Origin of the sequence: Atlantibacter hermannii, from assembly GCF_009907385.1 — a bacterium.
Classification (GTDB): domain Bacteria; phylum Pseudomonadota; class Gammaproteobacteria; order Enterobacterales; family Enterobacteriaceae; genus Atlantibacter; species Atlantibacter hermannii_A.
On the sequence record NZ_JAAATR010000018.1, the window covers coordinates 153,243 to 176,516 of the forward strand.

Consider the following 23,274-nt stretch of genomic DNA (forward strand, 5'->3'; position numbering starts at 1 on the left):
TGTTATCATCACCGCAGACCGATTACATCTCCCTAACACGCAGTTTTGAAGAGACTTCTATTATGACGGACAAATTGACCTCCCTTCGTCAGTTCACAACCGTAGTGGCTGATACCGGAGACATCGCGGCAATGAAGCTGTACCAGCCGCAGGATGCAACCACCAACCCTTCTTTGATTCTGAACGCCGCGCAAATCCCTGAATACCGCAAACTGATTGACGATGCGGTGACCTGGGCGCGTGCGCAAAGTGATTCTCGCGAGCAGCAGATTGTTGATGCGTCGGATAAGCTGGCCGTGAATATCGGTCTGGAAATTCTGAAGCTGATCCCTGGCCGTATCTCCACAGAAGTGGACGCGCGTCTTTCCTACGACACTGAAGCGAGCATCGTTAAAGCCAAGCGTCTGATTAAACTGTATAACGACGCAGGCATCAGCAACGATCGCATTCTGATCAAACTGGCTTCGACCTGGCAGGGTATCCGCGCGGCGGAGCAGCTGGAAAAAGAAGGCATCAACTGTAACCTGACGCTGCTGTTCTCCTTCGCTCAGGCGCGCGCCTGTGCGGAAGCGGGCGTGTTCCTGATTTCTCCGTTCGTGGGCCGTATCCTTGACTGGTACAAAGCCAACACCGATAAAAAAGAATACGCGGCTGCGGAAGATCCGGGCGTGGTGTCGGTGACGGAAATTTACGAATACTACAAACAGCACGGTTATGAAACCGTGGTGATGGGCGCAAGCTTCCGTAACGTGGGCGAAATTCTGGAACTGGCTGGCTGCGACCGTCTGACCATCGCGCCGGCACTGCTGAAAGAGCTGGCGGAAAGCGAAGGCGCGGTTGAGCGTAAACTGGCTTTCAGCGGCGACGTGAAAGCACGCCCGGAGCGTATCACCGAGTCTGAGTTCCTGTGGCAGCACAACCAGGATCCGATGGCGGTGGATAAACTGGCTGACGGCATCCGTAAGTTCGCGGTTGACCAGGAAAAACTGGAAAAGATGATCGGCGACCTGCTGTAATTTTCCCGTGGCCGGGTTCTCCCGGCCACACGCTTTGCGTCACGTAATCCCCGCTTCCTCTGTCTGCCTTTCCCCGCTCGGTGTATCATTCCGTCACTTTTGAATCATTATCGGAATGGATATGGACACATTACGTATTGGCCTCGTTTCTGTTTCTGATCGCGCGTCCAGCGGCGTTTATCAGGACAAAGGCATTCCCGCGCTTGAAGCATGGCTGGCATCGGCCCTCACGACCCCGTTCACCGTTGAAACGCGCCTGATCCCCGACGAACAGCCGGTGATCGAACAGACGCTCTGCGAACTGGTGGATGAAATGGGCTGCCATCTAGTGCTGACCACCGGCGGCACCGGCCCCGCGCGCCGCGATGTGACCCCGGATGCGACGCTGGCCGTCGCCGATCGTGAAATGCCCGGGTTCGGCGAGCAGATGCGCCAGATCAGCCTCAACTTTGTGCCGACGGCAATTTTGTCCCGTCAGGTCGGGGTGATCCGCAAACAGGCATTGATCCTTAATCTTCCCGGACAGCCTAAGTCCATCAAAGAAACCCTGGAAGGATTACGTGACGAGAGCGGCAAGGTCGCCGTCGCGGGCATTTTCGCCAGCGTGCCTTACTGCATCCAACTGCTTGATGGCCCCTATGTAGAGACTTGTGCTGATATTGTGGCCGCATTTCGCCCTAAGAACGCAATTCGTGAAATAAAACTCTAAACTTCCTGATGGTGTGACATAACAGCGAATGCAACTGGTGTAATGCATTTGATACGGTATAGTAATGGTTACTTTACAGTTATCGTGTGAGGGTATGACACCCTTCTGCTTATAAACGGTCTCTTATGTCACAACACAATCGCCCGCTAAATCGTCAGGATTATAAAACGTTGACTCTTGCCGCGCTTGGCGGCGCGCTGGAGTTTTACGACTTCATCATCTTTGTGTTCTTTGCGGCAGTGGTCGGAGAACTCTTTTTCCCAACCGATATCCCTGAATGGCTGCGTCAGGTACAAACCTTCGGCATCTTTGCCGCAGGCTACCTGGCGCGTCCGCTGGGCGGTATTATCATGGCGCATTTCGGCGATCTGGTTGGCCGTAAAAAAATGTTTACGTTGAGCATACTGCTGATGGCGTTGCCGACGCTGGCGATGGGCTTATTACCCACTTATGCCACTGCAGGCATTGCCGCGCCGCTGATGCTGTTGCTGATGCGTCTGCTGCAGGGGGCGGCAATTGGCGGTGAGGTGCCCGGTGCGTGGGTATTTGTTGCGGAACATGTGCCGACGCGGCGTATCGGTATCGCCTGCGGAACGCTCACGGCGGGCCTGACGGTGGGGATTTTGTTGGGGTCGGTAGTCGCCACGCTGGTTAATACCAGCATGACCCAGCAAGCGGTGCATGACTGGGGGTGGCGCGTACCGTTCCTGCTTGGCGGCGCGTTTGGCCTGGTTGCCATGTACTTACGCCGCTGGTTACAGGAGACGCCAATTTTCCTTGAAATGCAGCAGCGCAAAGCCCTGGCGCAGGAATTGCCGGTAAAAGCGGTGGTGATGCGCCATAAAAAAGCGGTGGTGGTCTCGATGCTGCTGACCTGGCTACTGTCTGCCGGGATCGTCGTGGTGATTTTGATGTCTCCGGTCTGGCTGCAAAAGCAATATGGCTTTGCGCCCGCGTTGACGCTGCAGGCGAACAGTATTGCCACCATTATGCTGTGCTTCGGTTGCCTGATTGCCGGGCTGGCGGTTGACCGTTTTGGCGCCAGCAAAACCTTTATCGTCGGGAGCCTGCTGCTGGCCTGTTCCAGCGGGTTCTTTTACCACTTATCCGGTACACATCCCGAACAGCTGTTCCTGCTGTATGGCACAGTTGGTTTGTGCGTAGGCGTAGTGGGAGCCGTGCCTTACGTGATGGTGCGTTCTTTTCCGGCGGAAGTGCGTTTCACCGGGATCTCGTTTTCTTATAACGTGTCGTATGCCATTTTCGGCGGCTTAACGCCCATCGCCGTTACCCTGTTAATGGGCATTTCGCCCATGGCGCCTGCCTGGTACGTTCTGGCGCTTTCCTTAATGGGATTAGGTCTCGGCATCTGGCTGCGCCGGGAAACTTATCAGCAAGACGCCAGTCGTTCCTCGCGCGCCGTTGCGCACTAACTCTTGATGATTTCAGCCAGACCGTTGTTGAGCTTGCCGCTGGCGGCGGTTTTTATCCACAATAAAAAACGGCTACCTGTGGGTAGCCGTTGAGAAATAACATTTAAAAAATCAGTGCTGTTCGCCAATCGGCAGTACAGTGCGGCCATATTGTTCGTTCAGCACTTCACCCATCGCCAGATAAATGGCGCTTGCGCCGCAGATCAGGCCAATCCAACCCGCAACGTGAACGATGCTCTCGCTGTCCGCCAGATGGCCGATCGCCAGCAGCGCGAACAGAACGGTCAGGCTCAGGAACACGAATTGCAGGACCCGTGCGCCTTTCAGCGTGCCGAAGAACATGAACAGGGTAAAGATGCCCCAGATGCCTAAGTAAACACCCAGGAAGTGGCCGTTAGCCGCTTCTGCCAGACCCATTTTAGGCATCAGCAGGATCGCGACCAGCGTCAGCCAGAAGGAGCCATAAGACGTAAACGCGGTTAAACCGAAAGTATTCCCTTTCTTAAACTCCAGCAGGCCCGCGAAAATCTGCGCGATGCCGCCGTAGAAAATGCCCATTGCCAGAATAATGCCGTCCAGCGGGAAAAGACCAATATTGTGCAGGTTAAGCAGAATAGTGGTCATGCCGAAACCCATTAATCCCAGCGGTGCGGGGTTAGCCAACTTCGTGTTGCCCATAAATCCTCAAAACGTTTGATTGTTTAGATGTAAATACCCGCCGCCAGAAAGTGTGATCCGTGTCGGGCGCGGCATAATAATCAGCCAGTACCCCGCCGTCTATGATCTGCACAGGTAAAAGAAAAAAATTTTATTTGTTGCCCCTTGATGCGCAGCGATACGACCCCATCTTGTAGTCAACCGCAGTGAGTGGACGTGAAAAATAATGATGGGGCAGTTGAAACTCACGGTTTCGCCCTTATTACAGGTTCACAACCACATAATGACGAATTTTTAGTGGAGACGTTTAGATGGGTAAAATTATTGGTATCGACCTGGGGACGACTAACTCTTGTGTCGCGATTATGGATGGTACTACCGCGCGTGTTCTGGAGAACGCCGAGGGTGACCGCACCACGCCTTCTATCATTGCTTATACACAGGACGGCGAAACTCTGGTAGGTCAGCCGGCTAAACGTCAGGCAGTGACTAACCCGCAGAACACGCTGTTCGCGATTAAACGCCTGATCGGTCGCCGCTTCCAGGACGAAGAAGTTCAGCGTGATGAAGCCATCATGCCGTACAAAATCATCGCCGCCGACAACGGTGACGCATGGCTTGACGTAAAAGGCCAGAAAATGGCACCGCCGCAGATCTCTGCAGAAGTGCTGAAGAAAATGAAGAAAACGGCTGAAGATTACCTGGGCGAACCGGTAACTGAAGCGGTTATCACTGTACCTGCGTACTTCAACGATGCTCAGCGTCAGGCAACCAAAGACGCCGGCCGTATCGCGGGTCTGGAAGTAAAACGTATTATCAACGAACCGACCGCTGCCGCGCTGGCTTACGGTCTGGATAAAGAAGTCGGCAACCGTACTATCGCGGTTTACGACCTCGGCGGCGGTACTTTCGATATCTCTATTATCGAAATCGACGACGTTGACGGCGAAAAAACCTTCGAAGTACTGGCGACCAACGGTGACACTCACCTGGGCGGCGAAGACTTCGACAGCCGTATGATCAACTACCTGGTGGAAGAGTTTAAGAAAGACCAGGGTATCGATCTGCGTAACGATCCGCTGGCGATGCAGCGTCTGAAAGAAGCGGCAGAAAAAGCCAAAATCGAGCTGTCTTCCGCTCAGCAGACCGATGTGAACCTGCCGTACATTACTGCAGACGCCACCGGTCCGAAACACATGAACATCAAAGTGACTCGCGCGAAACTGGAAAGCCTGGTCGAAGACCTGGTGAACCGTTCCATCGAGCCGCTGAAAGTGGCGCTGCAGGATGCTGGCCTGTCCGTATCCGACGTACAGGACGTGATCCTGGTCGGCGGTCAGACTCGTATGCCGATGGTGCAGAAAAAAGTGGCCGAGTTCTTTGGCAAAGAGCCGCGTAAAGACGTTAACCCGGACGAAGCCGTGGCTATCGGCGCAGCGGTTCAGGGCGGCGTGTTGACCGGCGACGTGAAAGACGTACTGCTGCTGGACGTTACCCCGCTGTCTTTGGGTATCGAAACCATGGGCGGCGTGATGACGTCGCTGATCAGCAAAAACACCACTATCCCGACCAAGCACAGCCAGGTGTTCTCTACTGCGGAAGACAACCAGTCTGCGGTAACCATCCATGTGCTGCAGGGTGAACGTAAACGCGCCAGCGATAACAAATCTCTGGGCCAGTTTAACCTTGACGGGATTAACCCGGCACCGCGCGGTATGCCGCAGATCGAAGTGACCTTCGATATCGATGCGGACGGTATCCTGCACGTGTCTGCGAAAGACAAAAACAGCGGTCGCGAGCAGAAAATCACCATTAAGGCATCTTCTGGTCTGAATGAAGATGAAATCCAGAAAATGGTGCGCGAAGCGGAAGCGAACGCAGAGTCTGACCGTAAGTTCGAAGAACTGGTACAGACCCGCAACCAGGCAGATCACCTGGTGCACAGCACCCGTAAGCAGGTTGAAGAAGCAGGCGAGCAACTGCCAGCTGACGACAAAACCGCTATCGAGTCTGCGCTGAGCGCGCTGGAAACTGCACTGAAAGGCGAAGATAAAGCCGATATCGAAGCCAAAATGCAGGCGCTGGCGCAGGTTTCCCAGAAACTGATGGAAATCGCTCAGCAGCAACATGCGCAGCAGCAGGCTGGCGGTGCTGATGCTTCTGCGAACAACGCGAAAGATGATGATGTTGTCGACGCCGAGTTCGAAGAAGTTAAAGACAAAAAATAATCGCCCTTTGAACGGGTAAAACACTGATACGGGCGAAGAGGATCTCCTCTCCGCCCGTTTATTCTTGTATTCCCGGATGAATTTGCGTTGCGTAACGGTCAACGCGGGCGCGGCGTGAATGAAACAGGGAATAAGGGCAGATAAAAGAAATGGCGAAAAAAGACTATTACGAGATTTTAGGCGTTCCGAAAACCGCGGAAGAGCGTGAAATCAAAAAGGCTTACAAACGCCTGGCAATGAAATATCACCCGGACCGTAATCAGGGTGATAAAGACGCTGAAGACAAATTCAAAGAGATTAAAGAAGCCTATGAAGTGCTGACCGACGCGCAAAAACGTGCGGCTTACGATCAGTACGGCCATGCGGCATTTGAGCAGGGCGGCATGGGCGGCGGTGGATTTGGCGGCGGCGGTGCCGATTTCAGCGACATCTTCGGCGATGTTTTCGGCGATATTTTTGGCGGCGGACGTGGCCGTCAGCGCGCGGCGCGCGGTGCCGACCTGCGTTATAACATGGAGCTGACGCTGGAAGAAGCGGTACGCGGCGTCACCAAAGAGATCCGCATTCCGACCCTGGAAGAGTGCGATGTTTGCCATGGCAACGGCGCGAAACCGGGCACCCAGCCGCAGACCTGTCCAACCTGTCACGGTGCAGGCCAGGTGCAGATGCGCCAGGGCTTCTTTGCGGTGCAGCAGACCTGTCCGCACTGTCAGGGGCGCGGTACGTTGATCAAAGATCCATGCACCAAATGTCACGGTCATGGTCGCGTTGAGAAATCGAAAACCCTGTCGGTTAAAATCCCGGCGGGCGTGGATACCGGCGATCGCATTCGTCTGGCAGGCGAGGGCGAAGCGGGCGAGCACGGCGCACCGGCAGGCGATTTGTACGTTCAGGTGCAGGTCAAACAGCATCCTATCTTTGAGCGCGAAGGGAATAACCTGTATTGCGAAGTGCCGATTAACTTCGCGATGGCCGCACTGGGCGGTGAAATCGAAGTGCCGACGCTGGATGGCCGCGTGAAGCTGAAAGTGCCGAACGAAACCCAAACCGGCAAGCTGTTCCGCATGCGCGGTAAAGGTGTGAAATCCGTACGCGGCGGTGCGCAGGGCGATCTGTTATGCCGCGTGGTGGTTGAAACGCCGGTTGGCCTTAACGAGAAGCAGAAGCAGTTGCTGAAAGATTTACAGGAAAGTTTCGGCGGCCCGACGGGCGAAAAAAACAGCCCGCGTTCCAAAAGCTTCTTTGATGGCGTAAAGAAATTCTTTGACGATTTAACGCGTTAACTATCATTCTTTATGCAAAGAAACCTGTATCTACACTCAGTAGATACAGGTTTTTTTTTTGATGAAATTCCGGGGCGAAAGGGCTCAGAAATTTCCTGAAAAACTGAATGGCACTTTTTTCATATCGGAAATAACGAACTTAAATGGCGCTATAATCTGTTTTTAACGAACTTTGAAGCGCGGTAAGATAGAAAATATATCGTATTTTAATGGAAGATATGGAATTATTGAGGTGGTTAGGCATGTCAAAATTGATCCAACGTTTTCTGGCTAACGAAGCATCGGGCGGCGTGATTTTAATTATCGCTGCGGCTTTGGCCATGCTCCTTGCGAATTTTGAGAGCACCCATACAGGATACCAGCAATTTCTCAGTACGCCCGTAGAAATCAAGTTTGGTGCACTTGAGATAAAAAAGAATTTGCTCCTGTGGATCAATGACGCCCTGATGGCGATCTTCTTTTTATTGATCGGGCTGGAAGTGAAGCGGGAGCTGTTGCAGGGGTCTCTGGCCAGCCGCAGTCAGGCCGCGTTTCCGGCCATTGCCGCCGTAGGCGGTATGGCGATCCCGGCAGCGGTCTATCTGCTGTTCAATTTTCAGGATCCCGCGACCCGCGAAGGGTGGGCAATTCCGGCAGCGACAGATATCGCATTTGCACTGGGCGTCCTGGCGTTATTGGGCAAGCGAGTGCCGCCTGCCTTGAAAGTGTTTTTGATGGCGCTGGCAATCATTGATGATTTAGGGGCGATTATCATCATTGCGCTGTTTTATACCCATCAGCTTTCAATGCTGTCATTGCTGGTGGCGGCAGGTGCGATTACGGTATTAGCGTTATTGAATCTGCTCAATGTTCGCCGCACCGGTATTTATATTCTGGTGGGCGTCGTGCTCTGGACGGCAGTGCTGAAATCCGGCATTCATGCCACGCTGGCAGGGGTGATTATCGGCTTCTTTATCCCGCTAAAGGCGCAGAGAGGGCATTCTCCGGCAAGGGAACTGGAGCATATTTTGCATCCGTGGGTCGCGTTTTTGATCCTGCCGCTGTTTGCTTTCGCTAATGCAGGCGTTTCGCTTCAGGGCGTGACAATGGAAGGACTGACCTCGCTGCTGCCGCTGGGTATCATTGCCGGACTGTTTATTGGAAAGCCTCTGGGCATCAGTCTGTTTTGCCTGTTGGCGTTAAAGCTCAAACTGGCCTCGCTACCCGAGGGGACCACGTTCAGGGAGATTATGGCGGTGGGGGTGTTGTGCGGCATCGGTTTTACGATGTCCATCTTCATCGCGACCCTGGCATTTAGCAATGCCGATCCCACGTTTATTACATGGGCGAAACTGGGCATTCTTATCGGCTCGCTACTGGCGGCAATCGTAGGCTACGGCCTGTTACGGATACGATATTCGGGCGCGGCGCTCCGCGCCTGAACAGAAAACGCATGGACGCGTCCTTGCCGAACATCACTATCAATCAGGGAGCGAAAGCGATATGTCACACATCAATTACAACCACCTTTACTATTTTTGGCACGTGTATAAGGAAGGGTCGGTTGTGGGAGCGGCGGAAGCGTTGTATCTGACGCCGCAAACCATCACCGGGCAGATTAAAGCGTTAGAAGAGCGACTACAGGGCAAGCTGTTCAAGCGCAAGGGGCGGGGCATTGAGCCCAGCGAGTTGGGGGAACTGGTGTTCCGCTACGCCGACCGCATGTTTACCCTCAGCCAGGAGATGCTTGATATCGTCAACTATCGCAAGGAATCGCACCTGCTGTTTGACGTGGGCGTCGCGGATGCGCTTTCCAAACGCCTGGTCAGCGGTGTGCTGGACGCTGCCGTGGTGGAGGATGAACAAATCCATTTACGCTGTTTTGAATCCACCCACGAGATGCTGCTGGAACAGCTTAGCCAGCATAAGCTGGACATGATTATTTCTGATTGCCCGATCGATTCCACCCAACAGGAAGGGCTGTTTTCAGTCAAAATCGGCGAGTGTGGCGTCAGTTTCTGGTGCCAGACGCCAGGGCCGGAAAAGCCGTTTCCCGCGTGCCTGGAAGAGCGCAGGCTCCTCATTCCGGGGCGTCGATCGATGCTGGGGCGTAAAGTGTTGAACTGGCTTAACGCTCAGGCATTGGATATTGAGATCCTGGGCGAATTCGACGACGCTGCGCTGATGAAAGCCTTCGGCTGCGCCCATAATGCGATTTTTGTCGCACCGACACTGTACACCCAGGATTTTTTCGACGATAAAACGGTGGTGGAGATTGGGCGGATAGATAACGTGATGGAAGAGTATCACGCGATTTTCGCCGAGCGCATGATCCAGCATCCTGCGGTACAGCGCATCTGTAATCGCGATTATTCCTCACTGTTTATTACGCCTTAACCGGCCCGGAGAGCGGTGCTGTGACCGCTTTCCTTTCGCGCCAATAATTTGAATGCCCCCCTGCTGATAGCGCTGCATGACCGCATTGGCTAACCCGCTGTCGGTAATAATCGTTTTAATACAGGACAGCGTGGCCACCCTGTGGGGCTCCACCGTATCGAATTTTCCGTGATCCGCCAGCAGAATGCCCTCTCTGGCACATTGAAAGGTGCGGCTTTTTACGCCCACTTCAAACATAGTCGCATTGGTGATGTCCGCTTCAGGCGACAGCGCATCGCGGTTCATCGCGCGCTGCGGCAACCTTGTCGATGAATACGGAATTATCGGGATGACGCTGTTTCGCGCAGCTACGTTGAGCGAATAACAGAAAGGAGGGCGTGATTCAGGCGGGAAGCAGGCATAAAAAAACCCGCGAAAGCGGGTCTTTTTTACAAAGCGTCAACAGCGGGCGATTAAGCCAGTTTGTTGATCTGCGCGGTCAGGTTAGCCTTATGGCGCGCTGCTTTGTTTTTGTGGATCAGACCTTTAGCGGCCTGGCGATCCACGATCGGCTGCATTTCGTTGAATGCATTCTGTGCTGCTGCTTTGTCGCCAGTTTCGATAGCTGCGTATACTTTCTTGATGAAAGTACGCATCATGGAACGACGGCTAGCGTTGTGTTTGCGAGCCTTTTCAGACTGAACGGCGCGCTTCTTAGCTGACTTGATATTAGCCAAGGTCCAACTCCCAAATATGATCTATATGGACAATTCAAAGGCCGAGGAATATGCCCTCTTAGCCCCGTTTTGTCAATGGATTTGTGCAAATAAGCGCCGTTAATGAAGCGACACTTGTTACGTAGTGATGGCGCAGGATTCTACCAGCTTGCGTCGCGCGAATACAGCCTTTCGGGGACAAAAATAGTAAAGGTTTGGCGCAATTCCTTATGTTTCACGCTAAGTGCGCTAAAACAACCGGTTTCCGGGCGGTATCTGCAATCGTTGGTTAACCTTGAGAGCGGTACACGCTATAATCCGACGATTTTCACCCTGTTGAGCCTGTCATGAAGCTGATACGCGGCATTCACAATCTGACCTCCGAACACCGTGGTTGTGTCCTCACAATTGGTAATTTCGATGGCGTACATCGCGGCCATCAGGCGCTGCTTGCCGGATTGCGCGAAGAAGGGCGTCGCCGTAATCTGCCGGTGATGGTGATGATATTCGAGCCTCAGCCGCTGGAACTGTTCGCCGCGGACAACGCCCCGGCGCGCCTGACCCGGCTGCGTGAAAAGCTGAAATACCTGGCCGAGTCAGATGTCGATTACGTGCTGTGCGTCCGGTTTGACCGGCGCTTTGCCGCGCTGACCGCGCAAACCTTCGTCAGCGATCTGCTGGTGAAGCGCCTTGGCGTACAGTTCCTGGCGGTGGGGGATGATTTCCGCTTTGGCGCTGATCGTCAGGGGGATTTTTTGTTATTACAAAAGGCTGGCCTGGAATATGGCTTCGACGTGACCAGCACCCAGACGTTTTGCCACGGCGGCGTGCGCGTCAGCAGCACGGCGGTGCGCCAGGCGCTGGCGGACGACGATCTGGCCCAGGCGGAGCAACTGCTCGGCCATCCGTTTATGATTTCCGGTCGCGTGGTGCACGGCGATGAGCTGGGCCGCACCATCGGCTTCCCGACGGCCAACTTACCGCTGCGCCGTCAGGTTTCCCCGGTTAAAGGGGTGTATGCGGTTGAAGTCAGAGGGCTGGGCGATACGCCGCTGCCCGGCGTTGCCAATATCGGCACGCGTCCGACGGTGCAGGGAATGCGCCAGCAGCTTGAGGTTCATCTGTTAGATATTGCAATGGACCTTTACGGACGCCATATAGATGTGGTGTTGCGTAAAAAAATACGTAATGAGCAGCGATTTGCCTCGCTGGATGAACTGAAAGCGCAAATCGCCAGGGATGTCGTAACGGCCCGCGAATTTTTTGGGCGGGTTACCCGCCAGACGATGGGAAACAAGACCAGTTAGCCGGCTTTAGGCCTGTTGGTGTTAATCAAACCGAAATACGGAACCGAGAATCTAATGAGTGACTATAAATCTACCCTGAATTTGCCGGAAACAGGGTTCCCGATGCGTGGCGACCTCGCCAAACGCGAACCGGGAATGCTGGCGCGTTGGACCGATGATGACCTGTACGGCATCATCCGTGCGGCGAAAAAAGGTAAAAAAACCTTCATTCTGCATGATGGCCCTCCTTATGCGAATGGCAGCATTCATATTGGTCACTCGGTTAACAAGATTCTGAAAGACATTATTATCAAATCCAAAGGGCTGGCGGGCTATGACTCCCCGTATGTGCCGGGATGGGATTGCCATGGTCTGCCGATTGAACTGAAAGTTGAACAGCTGATCGGCAAACCGGGTGAGAAAGTGTCAGCGGCGGAATTCCGTGCCGCCTGCCGTAAGTACGCGGCTGAGCAGGTTGAAGGCCAGCGCGCCGACTTTATCCGTCTGGGGGTACTGGGCGACTGGTCGCACCCGTACCTGACCATGGACTTCAAAACCGAAGCCAACATCATCCGCGCGCTGGGTAAAATCATCGGCAACGGCCACCTGCATAAAGGTGCCAAGCCGGTGCACTGGTGCGTAGACTGCCGTTCCGCGCTGGCGGAAGCGGAAGTTGAGTATTACGACAAAACCTCGCCGTCCATCGACGTGACGTTCCACGCCGTTGATGCCGACGCGGTAAAAGCCAAATTTGGCGTGACCCGCGTCAACGGCCCGATTTCGCTGGTGATCTGGACCACCACCCCGTGGACCCTGCCAGCTAACCGCGCCATCTCCCTGCATGCCGATATCGAATACGCGCTGGTGCAGGTTGACGGTCAGGCGCTGATCCTGGCGAAAGAGCTGGTAGAGAGCGTGATGAAACGCGCCGGTATCACCGATTTCACCGTGCTGGGCACCGTGAAAGGCGATGCGCTGGAGCTGTTGCGCTTCAAACACCCGTTCCTGGATTTCGACGTGCCAGCGATCCTCGGCGAGCACGTGACGCTGGACGCGGGTACCGGCGCGGTGCATACCGCCCCTGGCCACGGCCCGGACGACTATGTGATCGGCCAGAAATACGGTCTGGAAACCGCTAACCCGGTAGGCCCGGACGGCGCGTATCTGCCGGGCACGTACCCGACGCTGGACGGGGTTCAGGTGTTCAAGGCTAACGATCTGATCGTTAACCTGCTGCGTGAAAAAGGCGCGCTGCTGCATGTAGAAAAAATGCTGCACAGCTATCCGCACTGCTGGCGTCACAAAACGCCGATCATTTTCCGCGCCACCCCGCAGTGGTTTATCAGCATGGATCAGAAAGGCCTGCGCGCGCAGTCCTTGCGGGAGATCAAAGGCGTGCAGTGGATCCCGGACTGGGGCCAGGCGCGTATCGAGTCGATGGTCGCTAACCGTCCGGACTGGTGTATCTCCCGTCAGCGCACCTGGGGCGTGCCGATGTCGCTGTTCGTGCATAAAGAGACTCAGGAACTGCACCCGCGCACTCAGGAGCTGATGGAAGCCGTTGCCCAACGCGTTGAGCAGGACGGCATCCAGGCGTGGTGGGATCTCGACCCGCGCGACATCATGGGCGACGACGCCGACAGCTACGAAAAAGTGCCGGATACCCTGGACGTGTGGTTCGACTCCGGTTCAACCCATGCCTCTGTGGTCGACGTGCGTCCGGAGTTTGCCGGCCACGCGGCGGATATGTATCTGGAAGGTTCCGACCAGCATCGCGGCTGGTTTATGTCTTCTCTGATGATCTCTACCGCCATGAAAGGCAAAGCGCCGTACCGTCAGGTACTGACCCACGGCTTTACCGTGGATGGTCAGGGTCGCAAAATGTCCAAGTCCATCGGCAACACCGTATCGCCGCAGGACGTAATGAACAAACTCGGCGCGGACATCCTGCGTCTGTGGGTGGCGTCGACCGATTACACCGGTGAAATGGCGGTCTCTGACGAGATCCTCAAACGCGCCGCCGACGCGTACCGCCGCATTCGTAACACCGCGCGCTTCCTGCTGGCGAACCTGAACGGTTTCGATCCGGTGAAAGACAGCGTTAAGCCGGAAGAGATGGTGGTGCTGGATCGCTGGGCGGTCGGCTGCGCCAAAGCGGCGCAGGAAGATATCGTGAAATCTTACGAAGCCTACGACTTCCACGAAGTGGTACAGCGCCTGATGCGCTTCTGCTCCGTCGAAATGGGCTCGTTCTATCTCGATATCATCAAAGACCGTCAGTACACCGCGAAAGCGGACAGCGTGGCGCGCCGCAGCTGCCAGACCGCGCTGTACCACATCGCAGAAGCGCTGGTGCGCTGGATGGCGCCGATCATGTCCTTCACCGCCGATGAAATCTGGGGTTACCTGCCGGGCGATCGTGAAAAATATGTGTTTACCGGCGAGTGGTATGACGGTCTTTTCAGCCTGGCCGACAACGAAGCCATGAACGACGCCTACTGGGACGAGCTGCTGAAAGTGCGCGGCGAAGTCAACAAAGTCATCGAGCAGGCGCGTGCCGACAAACGCATCGGCGGCTCGCTGGAAGCGGCGGTGACGCTGTATGCGCAGCCGGAACTGGCGGCGAAACTCACGGCGCTGGGCGATGAATTGCGATTTGTCCTGTTGACCTCTGAGGCGCAAGTTGAAGAGTATGCACAGGCGTCCGCCGGGGCCCAGCAGAGCGAACAGCTTAAAGGCCTGAAAGTGGCGTTACGCAAAGCCGAGGGTGAGAAGTGTCAGCGCTGCTGGCATTACACCACCGATGTCGGTCAGGTAGCGGAACACGCTGAGCTGTGTGGCCGCTGTGTCAGCAACGTCGCCGGTGACGGCGAAAAACGTAAGTTCGCCTGATGAGTAAACCGATCCTTTCAACAGGGCTGCGCTGGCTGTGGCTGGTGGTGGTCGTGCTGATTGTCGATTTGGGCAGTAAATACCTGATCCTCCAGAATTTTGCTCTGGGGGATACGGTGTCCCTGTTCCCGTCGCTCAATCTGCATTATGCGCGCAACTACGGCGCGGCATTTAGCTTCCTCGCCGATAAGGGCGGCTGGCAGCGCTGGTTCTTTGCCGGAATCGCTATTGGTATCTGCGTGGTGCTGGCGGTGATGATGTATCGCGCCAAAGCCAGCCAGAAGCTCAACAATATCGCCTATGCTTTAATCATCGGCGGGGCGTTGGGCAACCTGTTCGACCGCCTGTGGCACGGCTTTGTGGTCGACATGATCGACTTCTACGTCGGCGACTGGCATTTCGCCACCTTTAACCTGGCGGACACGGCGATTTGCGTCGGTGCGGCGCTGATCGTGCTGGAAGGTTTCTTTGTCTCTTCCGACAAAACGGCCCAGGAAAAGAAATCATGAGTAAAAGCGTACAGAGCGACAGCGCCGTGCTGGTCCACTTCACGCTGAAGCTGGAAGATGGCTCGACGGCGGAATCGACCCGCAATAACGGTAAACCTGCTCTGTTCCGGCTGGGGGATGGCTCGCTGTCCCCTGGGCTTGAAGCGCAGCTGCTGGAGATGCGCGCGGGGGAGAAAAAATCCTTCACGCTGCCGCCGGAATCCGGGTTTGGCGTTCCCAGCCCGGACATGATCCAGTACTTCTCGCGTCGGGAGTTTATCGACGCCGGGGAGCCGGAAATCGGGGCGATCATGTTATTCACCGCCATGGATGGTTCGGAAATGCCTGGTGTGATTCGCGAAATTAACGGCGACTCCATCACGGTGGATTTCAACCATCCACTTGCCGGGCAGAACCTTCATTTTGATATCGACGTACTGGAGGTTGATCCGGTACTGGAGACGTTGAATGCAGATCCTGTTGGCTAACCCGCGCGGTTTTTGCGCTGGCGTTGACCGTGCAATCAGCATTGTCGAGAACGCGCTGACCCTCTACGGCGCGCCGATTTATGTGCGTCATGAAGTGGTGCATAACCGCTACGTGGTGGACAGCCTGCGCGAGCGCGGCGCGATTTTTATCGAGCAAATCAGCGAAGTGCCGGACGGCGCGATCCTGATTTTCTCGGCGCACGGCGTGTCTCAGGCGGTACGCAACGAGGCGAAAAGCCGTGATTTAACGGTGTTTGACGCCACCTGCCCGCTGGTGACCAAAGTGCATATGGAAGTGGCGCGCGCCAGCCGTCGCGGCGAAGAAGCGATCCTGATCGGCCACGCCGGGCATCCGGAAGTGGAAGGCACCATGGGCCAGTACAGCAACCCGAAAGGGGGCATGTACCTGGTGGAGTCGCCGGAAGATGTGCTGAAAATCGACGTGAAAGACGACAGCAATCTCTCCTTTATGACCCAAACCACGCTGTCTGTGGATGATACATCGGACGTGATTGACGCGCTGCGCAGTCGCTTCCCGAAAATCATCGGCCCGCGCAAAGACGATATTTGCTACGCCACCACCAACCGTCAGGAAGCGGTACGCGCGCTGGCGGCGGAAGCGGATGTAGTGCTGGTGGTGGGGTCGAAAAACTCTTCCAACTCTAACCGCCTGGCGGAACTGGCTCAGCGGATGGGTAAAAAAGCCTATCTGATTGACGATGCCAGCGATATTGACGAGTCGTGGCTGCATGGCGCGGCCTGCGTTGGCGTCACGGCGGGGGCATCGGCACCCGATATTCTGGTGCAAAATGTTCTGAAACGGTTACAGACGTTAGGCGGCGGTGAAACGCGTGAACTGACGGGCCGGGAAGAAAACATTGTTTTCGAAGTGCCGAAAGAACTGCGTATGGACGTGCGGGAAGTCGAATAGCGATTCCGTTAAAACGAGCAAAAATGCCAGGCAATGTCGTCTGGCATTTTTTTTAGGAGCTTGCAGTGAAACCGTTGCCAATTATTTTAGATACCGATCCGGGCATTGATGATGCCGTCGCCATTGCCGCCGCGCTGTTTGCGCCCTCCCTGTCGTTAAAATTGATTACCACGGTAGCGGGAAACGTGAGCGTGGATAAAACCACCCGTAACGCCCTGCAACTGGTCAATTTCTGGAATGCCGACGTACCGGTGGCGCGCGGCGCAGCGACCCCGCTGGTGCGTCCGCTGCGTGATGCGGCTTATGTGCACGGCGAATCGGGGATGGAAGGGTATACGTTTATCGAACATGACCGCAAAATGCTGGCCCAGACCGCCGCTGACGCCACTTACCAACGGCTGATGGCGAGCCCGGAACCCATCACGCTGGTGGCCATTGGGCCGCTGACCAATATTGCCCTGCTGCTGACCCAGTACCCGGATTGCCTGCCGCGCATTCAGCGCCTGGTCCTGATGGGCGGTTCTGCGGGACGCGGGAATTTCACGCCCAACGCGGAATTTAATATGGCGATCGACCCTGAAGCGGCGGCGCGCGTGTTCGCCAGCGGGCTGGAGATTGTGATGTGCGGGCTGGACGTCACCAGTCAGGCGGTGCTCACGCCGGAATTTCTGGCGACGCTGCCGGAACGCAACGCCACCGGAAAAATGCTTCACGCCCTGTTCAGCCACTACCGCAGCGGCAGCATGAGCACCGGGCTACGTATGCACGATCTCTGCGCCATCGCGTACCTGGTTAAGCCACAACTGTTTACGCTGAAACGCTGCTTCGTGGCGGTTGAAACTCACGGCGAGTACACCGCGGGTACCACGGTGGTGGATCTTGACAATCGTCTGGGTAAGCCTGCCAATGCCCATGTGGCAATCGATCTGGATGTTGATGGATTCCGTCAGTGGGTGGCGGAAGTTATGGCGCAGATGCCATAAATCTGTGATCTGCCTGGCAGGTTAAACGCGGCACGCTACAGGTTAATCGATTAATCTGTCAGGATGAGTCTGTTGTTCTCCTCGGGCCGGAGATAAACATGAATCATTCACTGATCCAACCCTTTCAGCTTGCATGGGCAACGGGTGCGCTAAGCCGTGGCCCGATTATCCGCAAAACTACCCGCCTCGGGGATCTCACTGCCGTGTTTGCCGACAGCAACGCTCTTTACGCCCGGGGCCAGCAGCCCGCTTATGATGTGGAGATGCTGGATACCCCTGGCGGCGAAGGCGAACTGTATGTCGGCGTCACCCACCTTTATCCCGGTAAAGTCGGCGACGAATATTTTATGACGCGGGGGCATTTTCATCAGCGCCGTGAGCAGGGCGAGGTGTATTTTGGTCTTGGGGGCGAGGGCCTGTTATTGCTGCAAAACGAGCAGGGCGAAGCGTGGACCGAATCCGTCTTCGCCGGTTCAATCCATATCATCCCAGGTTTTACCGCCCATCGTTTAGTTAACACCGGTTTGCAAACGTTGCGCGCGCTGGCCGTCTGGCCGGCCATTGCCGGGCACGACTACGCTTCGCTGCCGCACGGCTTTGCGCTGAGGGTTATTGAAGAGGCAGGAAAAGTGCGGATTATGGCGGTGAAGCATGACTGATACGAAAGCAAAGTACGGTCTGAATATGGCCGTTCATCATCAGCCGCTGGGATTCAGCTACGGTGACGACGTCATCGGGCCAATGCCTGAAGTGCGCACGCTTGACCAAATCCGCGCCTCGCTGCGCAATCCGGACTGTAGCGGGCCGGAGGTGGTCTACGCCATCGCGATGGATGTTGCGCGCCTGCAGGATCGCGAAGAACTGCAAAAGCGCATGCTGCTGTTCGGCGTGGTGACGTATGCCGCAGGGCAGCTGGGTGATGAGCCGGTGCGCAGCCAGGGCCATATCCACCGCATCAGCCAGCACAGCGGCTGGTCTCCGCCGGAGTTATATGAAATCTGGCAGGGCAAAGCGATTGTTTATATGCAGGAGTTTGTGGAGGACGATCCGGGGCGCTGCTTTGCGGTCATCGCCGGGCCGGGCGAAAAAGTGCTGGTGCCGCCGGGATGGGGGCATGCGACGATCTCCGCCTCTGTTAACGAGCCGCTGACTTTCGGGGCATGGTGCGATCGAGAATATGGCTTTGAGTACGACGCCGTGCGGGCGCATAAGGGGTTGGCGTGGTATCCGCTGGTTCAGGATAGCCATATCGTCTGGCAGCATAACGCCCACTATCAGCCGGGGCGCTTACAGGTGATTACGCCGCGTCGCTACAGCGAGTTCGGCATTACCGATGAGCCCATTTATCAGCAGTTTATCGACGATCCCACGCGTTTTCAGTTTATCTCTAAACCCGATCGGGTCGCCGGTCTGTGGCGCAATTTCCACCCATAAAAAAACCGGGGCGCAGGCCCCGGTTAACGTGATTGACTGTTTTATCCAGCGAACAGTCCGGTTGCAACCCCCAGCGCGGCGAGGATCAGCAACAGCAGCATTGCTTTAACCGGCGATACTCCGCGCTTCGCCATCAAATACCAGGTGCCCAGCACCACGATCAGCGGCAGTAATTGCGGGAAGATCCCATCAAGCATTTGCTGAACATGAATATTGACCCCGTCGTTAGTGACAAACTCCAGGCCGGTGCCCAGCTTGACATAGCTCGCGGCCACGCCGCCCATCACAAACACGCCGAGCAGCGACAACGCTTCGCGCAGGCGGGTTGAACGACTGCTAACCAGCATTTCCACCGAGCCGGAGCCCATCTGGTAGCCTTTGAGAAACAGAAACCACGATCCCGGGATGATAATCGCCAGCCACGCCACGGTGTAAAACAGCGGGCCGAGCATACTCCCGCCTGCCGCCAGCGCCATGCCGATACTGAGCAAAATCGGGATCAGCATACCGGGGATCATTGAGTCGCCAATTCCGGCCAGCGGCCCCATCAGGCCCACTTTCAGGGTGTTAATGGTTTCCCCGTCGATGGGTTCGCCATTGGCCTTTTTCTCTTCCAGGCCCAGGGCCATGCCGTTAACAATCGCGCCGATCTGCGGTTCAGTGTTATAGAACGACGCGTGGCGACGCAGCATTTCGGTGCGCGCCGCGGCATCCGGGTAGAGTTTGCGGGCGACCGGCAACATGCTGAGGCAGAACCCAAAGGATTCCAGCCGTTCAAAGCTCATGGAGGAAAGATTATGCATCATCCAGGCGCGCCAGCAACGGCGCAGATCTTTGCGGGTGAGTTTACGCGCTTCCATCAGAATTCATCCTCATCATCGGCAGGCGAAGCGGCTTTCACCGCTGGCTGGGTTTCCGGTTTGTAGTTGTAATGGATCAGCGCCAGTAGCGCCCCCACGATCACCAGCGCGACCATGTTTAGTTTCAGAAATACGATGCACACGAAACCGACCAAAAAATAGATCAACATGCTGTAGTTTTTGATGATTTGCTTCAGCAGGATCGCGATGCCCACCGCCGGTAGAATGCCGCCCAGCACGTTCATGATCGACAGCACCATGCGCGGCAGGCTGTCCATAAACTCGCTGATGTACTGCGCGCCAAAGTAGACCGCGATAAAGGTCGGCACAAAGCGCAACAGGAAGTTAGTGGCCTGCGGAAAAATGGCGCTGTTGAGATAGATGCCGCGCTCGTCGCCGCGTTCCAGCGCCACATCGGCGCGGTGGTTCCAGAACGAGTTAAGTACCATCATCGCGTTAAACAGAATGGTCCCGGCGATACCAATCGTGGCGGCCAGCGCTACGGCCACTTCCGGCCCTTTACCGGAAAGAATGCCCAGCGCAATGGCCGGGAATGCGACGAAATTCAGGTCGGCAGGCATAGAGCCGCCCGGCGTCACCATCGCGATATACACCGCCTGCACCGCCACGCCGATGATAATGCCGGTGGTCACATCGCCGAGGATCAGGCCGACCAACATCCCGGAAACCAGCGGGCGGGTAATCAAATACCAGCCGCCCGTCAGGCCAAACAGCCAGGGGCTGCTTAACGCCCCCAGATAGCAAAGAATGCCAATCAATGTGGCTTCAACAATCATGATGCGCTCCTCATTTTATTTTTTGCCGGGCGTCCTGCCAGCTATAGCAACTGGCATCGGGAACCAGCCGAAATTCAATGGCGTGACCATGGGCGGCAAGCCAGTCGAACGCGGCGGTTTCTTCAGCGTTCACCGACTGGTTGGGTCCGATAGTGGTGGTATTGGCGCGCGCGCTCATCGGGCCGACATTGATCTTACCGTTGGCGTTTTGCAGGCTAATCCCGGCCAATTCGATGCGCTGGAGCGTCACGGGTGATTTGCCGATCACAAAATAGCGTTTTTCGCTGGCAATCACTTTCGGCAGTTTTTCGATGGCGGTAGCGGTATCGAACAGCCACACTTTGGTGTCCTGCACCGCGCCCTTCATCACCGAGGAGAGCAGGGGATCGGCCGCGACGGCGTCATCGATGGCGATGATGCCGTCACAGGGCAGCTCTTTGGCCCAGCGTGTCACGAGCTGCCCATGAATGACGCGGTCGTCAATACGTACAAATGAGAGACTCATAGCGGGCTCCTTAAAAATCGTCTGAGGTGAATGAAGAAACGGGCACGGCCTTAATCAGCGTCGGCTGCGTCATTTCCAGTAACAGCGCGGCGGCGGCGTGAACATCGGTTAGCGGGGCTACCTCGTCGCTAAGCAGCAGCATCGGGAAATTCACCCCGGCGACCACGGCGACCGGCGGTACACCGTCCGGGGAAAACGCGTAATGGCAGGCGACGTTCCACGGCGTGCCGCTTTGCATATCGCACAGCACCAGCACGCCGTCCGCGCCCTCACGCGCCAGGGCCATTACCGCCGCGAAATCCTGTTTAAATCCTTCAATACCGCGCTGTTCATCCAGCGTGACCGCCTGCACGTGCGGCAGTTCGCCGTATACCATGCGGCTGCTTTCCAGCAGTGCCTGGGCGAGCGGTCCGTGGCTGGCGACTATAAAATGAATCATGATTACCCCCTTACCCAGGCTTTGACCGTCGCCAGCGTTTGTCCGACGCTTTCACCCCAGGGCGAAATGCGGTATTCGCCCACGGCGGCGGGCACGATAAAGGTTTCGGCGTAGTGCACGATATAGGGTTCAAATGCGCCGGTTGGGCTGTCCACCCGCGCTTCCGCCCCTTCCACCAGATTGAGCACATTAACGCCGCCGTGGGTGTGGTGAGTAACCGGCGCGCTAAACCAGTGGCGGCGAGTTTCGATAAATTCCCGCTCGTGCAGGCCGGTGCGTTCTTCGCGCCAGCCGTCGCCCTGGGCGATGGGCTCGATCCGGTTCACCAGATGTTTTTCCACCCAACGGGTGTCACGCTGCCAGTCAATCACCTGGGCGCCATGCTCCAGGTGCACCGGGCGCGGCAGACCGTCCAGCCCCAGGCGGCCCCAGTCCCACAGTTTGAAGGTGAAAATATACGGCGTGGCGCTGATCTCCAGCACCAGGGTGCCTTTACCGGAACAGTGCACGGTCCCGGCGGGGATCAGGAAGTGATCGTGCTTGCGCGCCGGGATCTGATTCACGAAGCGCTGGTCGTCAAACGGCTTCTCTCCGCGCTGGGCGGCGTGCAGATCGTCCAGCATCGCCTGCGGCTGGGTGCCGGTTTGCGTCCCCAGATACACCACCGCGCCCGGCTCTGCGTCGAGGATGTAATAACTTTCATCCTGGGTGTAATGCATACCGAACTGCTGCTGAATGTATTCCGTCAGCGGATGGACCTGAAAACTCAGATTCTGGCCATCCATGGTGTCGAGAAAGTCGAAGCGGATCGGGAATTCGGCCCCAAACCGGGCGTGGACTTTTTCACCCAATAAGGGACGCGGCTGTAATAACACCACATCCTGAGAGGGGATCTCGATCCGCACTGCGCCGAAGCGCAAGAACAGGCTGTTTTCCTCGGGCACACAGTCAAAACACCATGCGTAATTCGCCGCAGAGGGATCGAGATCGAATTGCTGTTTCATCCACTGGCCGCCCCACACGCCAGGGTCGAAGAAGGGCACCACGCGAAACGGCTGGCGGGTCGCTTGCTCAAGACCGGCGCGCAGCGCATCGCCGCTGACCAGGTTTGGCCGATCTTTCTGCGTAGTATCCAGCACAAAGTCAGCTCGCTTCAGCAGCGGCGTTTTATGGCGGTCAAACACCCGCCATTCAATGAAGAAGGCGCGTTTGTAGCGGCGAAGCATGTCTTCATGCTGGTTTTCAACGCCCCAGTTGCCGAGTTCGCCGCTGCGCATCCGCTGCTGGATTTCCCAGCGCGCCAGATCGGCATAGACCAGCACATCACCCGGATGCACCAGCGCCGCGCCGGGGCCGTAAATCACCACCAGACCCTGCTCAACGCGCTCAACATCCTGACGCAGTTGCGCCAGCCGCTGCGCAGAGAAGAATTCAGGCAACTGGTGGCATGAGAGCACGCCAAACACCCGATCGTCTGTGAGATTGCGGGCCAGCAGGTCGTGCAAATGCGCTTCATCCAGCCGGGCGGTTTCCGCATTGAGGGTTAGCTGCGGCGCGAGCCGGGGCAGCAGTTGTTTTTCCAGTTCCGCCAGTCTGACGCCGGGATAACAGTCAATCACCAGTACCGTTTTCCCCTGGTCGGGACGCTTCGCGTTTAGCGCGGCAACGATGTCATCCCATCCCTGCCAGGCCTGATTTTCAAAACCCGAAACCGTGATTTCCGGGTATTTATCATAGGCTGTCTGTTTCATATGCTCTCCCATAATTCTTGCTA

At 56.2% G+C, this 23,274-nt stretch carries 22 protein-coding genes and 2 pseudogenes; 16 read left to right on the forward strand and 8 right to left on the reverse strand.

The window, feature by feature from the left end:
* Positions 1-62 precede the first annotated feature (62 nt).
* The 3 genes from tal (at position 63) to GV764_RS05955 (ending at position 3,158) form a co-directional block, all read left to right on the forward strand.
* Positions 63-1,016 (forward strand): transaldolase, encoded by a 954-nt coding sequence (gene tal / locus GV764_RS05945; protein ID WP_161659347.1) that lies wholly within the window; start codon positions 63-65, stop codon positions 1,014-1,016.
* A 121-nt stretch (positions 1,017-1,137) separates the two neighbouring features.
* Positions 1,138-1,725: a molybdopterin adenylyltransferase gene (gene mog / locus GV764_RS05950; RefSeq protein ID WP_161659348.1), complete on the forward strand. Its 588-nt coding sequence runs from the start codon at positions 1,138-1,140 to the stop codon at positions 1,723-1,725.
* A gap of 125 nt (positions 1,726-1,850) precedes the next feature.
* Positions 1,851-3,158 carry an MFS transporter gene (locus GV764_RS05955; RefSeq protein ID WP_161659349.1) on the forward strand — a complete coding sequence of 436 codons (1,308 nt, stop codon included), beginning with the start codon at positions 1,851-1,853 and terminating at the stop codon, positions 3,156-3,158.
* Positions 3,159-3,269: 111 nt separating this feature from the next.
* Here the strand turns inward: GV764_RS05955 and satP are convergent, their stop codons facing one another.
* Positions 3,270-3,836 (reverse strand): acetate uptake transporter, encoded by a 567-nt coding sequence (gene satP, locus GV764_RS05960; RefSeq protein WP_161659350.1) that lies wholly within the window; start codon positions 3,834-3,836, stop codon positions 3,270-3,272.
* 290 nt (positions 3,837-4,126) lie between these two features.
* Here satP and dnaK point away from each other — a divergent pair, with 290 nt between their 5' ends.
* From dnaK to nhaR, 4 genes are all read left to right on the forward strand, one after another.
* Positions 4,127-6,043, forward strand: a complete 1,917-nt coding sequence (dnaK, locus tag GV764_RS05965) for a molecular chaperone DnaK (RefSeq protein WP_161659351.1) — start codon at positions 4,127-4,129, stop codon at positions 6,041-6,043.
* Positions 6,044-6,192: 149 nt separating this feature from the next.
* Positions 6,193-7,326 (forward strand): molecular chaperone DnaJ, encoded by a 1,134-nt coding sequence (dnaJ, locus tag GV764_RS05970; protein WP_161659352.1) that lies wholly within the window; start codon positions 6,193-6,195, stop codon positions 7,324-7,326.
* Between the two features lie 242 nt (positions 7,327-7,568).
* Positions 7,569-8,747, forward strand: a complete 1,179-nt coding sequence (gene nhaA, locus GV764_RS05975; protein WP_161659353.1) for a Na+/H+ antiporter NhaA — start codon at positions 7,569-7,571, stop codon at positions 8,745-8,747.
* Between the two features lie 61 nt (positions 8,748-8,808).
* Positions 8,809-9,702: a transcriptional activator NhaR gene (gene nhaR / locus GV764_RS05980; protein WP_161659354.1), complete on the forward strand. Its 894-nt coding sequence runs from the start codon at positions 8,809-8,811 to the stop codon at positions 9,700-9,702.
* Here the strand turns inward: nhaR and GV764_RS05985 are convergent.
* Positions 9,682-9,978, reverse strand: a pseudogene (locus tag GV764_RS05985) (hypothetical protein); the annotation flags it as partial. The gene nhaR and the pseudogene GV764_RS05985 overlap by 21 nt on opposite strands.
* A gap of 176 nt (positions 9,979-10,154) precedes the next feature.
* Positions 10,155-10,418, reverse strand: a complete 264-nt coding sequence (gene rpsT / locus GV764_RS05990; protein ID WP_125293123.1) for a 30S ribosomal protein S20 — start codon at positions 10,416-10,418, stop codon at positions 10,155-10,157.
* 102 nt (positions 10,419-10,520) lie between these two features.
* Here rpsT and GV764_RS22370 point away from each other — a divergent pair.
* The 9 genes and pseudogenes from GV764_RS22370 (at position 10,521) to GV764_RS06035 (ending at position 18,899) form a co-directional block, all read left to right on the forward strand.
* Positions 10,521-10,737, forward strand: a pseudogene (locus GV764_RS22370) (DUF2575 domain-containing protein).
* 7 nt (positions 10,738-10,744) lie between these two features.
* A complete protein-coding gene (gene ribF / locus GV764_RS06000) occupies positions 10,745-11,704 on the forward strand; it encodes a bifunctional riboflavin kinase/FAD synthetase (protein WP_161659357.1) in 960 nt (319 codons plus the stop codon).
* Between the two features lie 54 nt (positions 11,705-11,758).
* Positions 11,759-14,575 (forward strand): isoleucine--tRNA ligase, encoded by a 2,817-nt coding sequence (gene ileS / locus GV764_RS06005; RefSeq protein ID WP_161659358.1) that lies wholly within the window; start codon positions 11,759-11,761, stop codon positions 14,573-14,575.
* Positions 14,575-15,084: a signal peptidase II gene (gene lspA / locus GV764_RS06010; protein WP_125293127.1), complete on the forward strand. Its 510-nt coding sequence runs from the start codon at positions 14,575-14,577 to the stop codon at positions 15,082-15,084. Before ileS ends, lspA begins: the two co-directional genes overlap by 1 nt.
* Positions 15,081-15,551 (forward strand): FKBP-type peptidyl-prolyl cis-trans isomerase, encoded by a 471-nt coding sequence (fkpB, locus tag GV764_RS06015; protein WP_161659359.1) that lies wholly within the window; start codon positions 15,081-15,083, stop codon positions 15,549-15,551. The genes lspA and fkpB overlap by 4 nt, the downstream gene beginning before the upstream one ends.
* Positions 15,532-16,482, forward strand: a complete 951-nt coding sequence (ispH, locus tag GV764_RS06020) for a 4-hydroxy-3-methylbut-2-enyl diphosphate reductase (protein ID WP_161659360.1) — start codon at positions 15,532-15,534, stop codon at positions 16,480-16,482. The genes fkpB and ispH overlap by 20 nt, the downstream gene beginning before the upstream one ends.
* Before the next feature lie 65 nt (positions 16,483-16,547).
* On the forward strand, positions 16,548-17,465 hold the full coding sequence (rihC, locus tag GV764_RS06025; protein WP_161659361.1) for a ribonucleoside hydrolase RihC: 918 nt from the start codon (positions 16,548-16,550) through the stop codon (positions 17,463-17,465).
* Positions 17,466-17,563: 98 nt separating this feature from the next.
* A complete protein-coding gene (locus tag GV764_RS06030) occupies positions 17,564-18,124 on the forward strand; it encodes a glucose-6-phosphate isomerase family protein (protein ID WP_161659362.1) in 561 nt (186 codons plus the stop codon).
* Complete coding sequence (locus GV764_RS06035) at positions 18,117-18,899, forward strand: glucose-6-phosphate isomerase family protein (protein ID WP_161659363.1); 783 nt, start codon at positions 18,117-18,119, stop codon at positions 18,897-18,899. The genes GV764_RS06030 and GV764_RS06035 overlap by 8 nt, the downstream gene beginning before the upstream one ends.
* 41 nt (positions 18,900-18,940) lie before the next feature.
* Here GV764_RS06035 and GV764_RS06040 read toward each other — a convergent pair whose 3' ends face one another.
* The 5 genes from GV764_RS06040 to GV764_RS06060 are packed head-to-tail and all read right to left on the reverse strand — an operon-like array spanning position 18,941 to position 23,251.
* Positions 18,941-19,759, reverse strand: coding sequence for a PTS system mannose/fructose/sorbose family transporter subunit IID (locus GV764_RS06040; protein ID WP_161659364.1), 819 nt, complete (start codon positions 19,757-19,759; stop codon positions 18,941-18,943).
* Positions 19,759-20,556, reverse strand: coding sequence for a PTS mannose/fructose/sorbose/N-acetylgalactosamine transporter subunit IIC (locus GV764_RS06045; RefSeq protein WP_125293137.1), 798 nt, complete (start codon positions 20,554-20,556; stop codon positions 19,759-19,761). The genes GV764_RS06040 and GV764_RS06045 overlap by 1 nt, the downstream gene beginning before the upstream one ends.
* Before the next feature lie 10 nt (positions 20,557-20,566).
* Positions 20,567-21,061: a PTS sugar transporter subunit IIB gene (locus GV764_RS06050; protein WP_161659365.1), complete on the reverse strand. Its 495-nt coding sequence runs from the start codon at positions 21,059-21,061 to the stop codon at positions 20,567-20,569.
* A gap of 10 nt (positions 21,062-21,071) precedes the next feature.
* Positions 21,072-21,500 (reverse strand): PTS sugar transporter subunit IIA, encoded by a 429-nt coding sequence (locus tag GV764_RS06055; protein WP_161659366.1) that lies wholly within the window; start codon positions 21,498-21,500, stop codon positions 21,072-21,074.
* 2 nt (positions 21,501-21,502) lie between these two features.
* On the reverse strand, positions 21,503-23,251 hold the full coding sequence (locus tag GV764_RS06060) for a class I mannose-6-phosphate isomerase (RefSeq protein WP_161659367.1): 1,749 nt from the start codon (positions 23,249-23,251) through the stop codon (positions 21,503-21,505).
* Between the last annotated feature and the right edge of the window lie 23 nt (positions 23,252-23,274).